Here is a 1,463-nt window from a genome sequence, read left to right on the forward strand (position 1 = left end):
GACATGCGAGCGTGGCATTTCCGCCTCGCCGACAACCCGTCGTTGTCGGCCGAGTACGTCGCATCGCTCGCCGCCGAGTACACCGGCCTGTGGCGTAAGCGGATGATCGACGGGGCGTGGGTCGTCGCTGAGGGCGCGATCTACTCGGAGTGGGACGAGGACCGGCACGTCGTCGACGCACTGCCCCCGATGCGCCGCTACTGGTTGGGCGTCGACTACGGCACCACCAACCCGTTCGCCGCCGTCCTGCTCGGCCTCGGCGACGACGGCCGCCTGTATGCGTGCGCCGAGTGGCGGCACGACTCCCGCGCCACGCACCGCAGCCTGACCGACGCCCAGTACAGCGCCGCCGTCCGGGCGTGGCTCGCCGACTACCGGCCGCCCGGCGCACCGGCCGGCGCCCCGAAGGGTGTCGCGCCCGAGTGGACGTTCGTCGACCCGAGCGCAAAATCGTTCAGCCTCCAACTCTGGGCCGACGGACACCCGGGCGTTGCCCGCGCCGACAACACCGTCGCCGACGGCATCCGGTCCGTGGCCGCCCTGCTCGCCGCCGACCGGCTGCTCGTGCACCGCTCGTGCGAGGGCCTGCTCGCCGAACTGCCCGGCTACTCATGGGACCCCAAAGCCACCGAGCGCGGCGAAGACGCCCCCTTAAAGATCGACGACCACAGTTGCGACGCCCTGCGCTACGCCGTGCACTCCACCGCCCATGAGTGGCGGCACCTGCTCACCGCGCCCGCAGCACGCACCACGGCCAGGAGGTGAACCGCGATGCCTCTGCCCGACAACGGCGCAGCGTGGCCGCCTCCGGAGTGGGCCCCGTACTACGCCGAGATGCGCGTCGATGACGCCTGGTACTCCGGTGACCGCAGCCGCATCGCCCGCGCCTGCGGCGAGCAGTACCCCATGCCGACCCGCCGGGGCCCGTGGAACCGGCGCCGCGAGCAGCCACCGGGCAGGCCGCCCAACCGGCTACACGTGCCGTTGCCGTCCGACATCGCCGCCACCAGCGCCGACCTGCTGTTCGGCGACATGCCGGCGATCCGCGTCGAGGACACCGCCACACAGGAACGCCTCGACGCCCTGCTCGACGAAGCCCAGGTGCAACAGGTGCTGCACGCCGGGGCCGAGCAGGGTTCGGCCCTGTCCGGGGTGTTCCTGCGCGCCACCTGGGACCGCAACCTGATAGACCGGCCGATCCTGTCGGTGGTGCAGCCCGACAACGTCGCCCCCGAGTTCCGATGGGGGATGCTGCGCGCCGCAACCCTGTGGCGAGACCTGCCCGGCTCGACGGCCTCGACCGTGTTCCGGCACGTCGAGCGGCACGAGCCCGGCCGCATCCTGCACGCCCTGTACGAGGGCACCCCCGACAACATCGGCCGCGCCGTGCCCCTGTCCGAGCACCCCGAGACGGCCGATCTGGTCGACAGCCTCGGCGAGGACGGCGTGAGCGTCGAGACCGG

General features: G+C 72.4%; 2 protein-coding genes. Both read left to right on the forward strand.

The annotated features are described in order from the left end of the window. On the forward strand, positions 1-765 hold a 765-nt coding region (locus IE225_RS32550; protein WP_506004990.1), incomplete at its 5' end, for a terminase large subunit domain-containing protein. 6 nt (positions 766-771) lie between these two features. Next, a partial coding sequence (locus IE225_RS32555; protein ID WP_190061272.1) for a phage portal protein occupies positions 772-1,463 on the forward strand: 692 nt, incomplete at its 3' end.

This window comes from Streptomyces echinoruber (assembly GCF_014651135.1).
GTDB lineage: Bacteria > Actinomycetota > Actinomycetes > Streptomycetales > Streptomycetaceae > Streptomyces > Streptomyces echinoruber.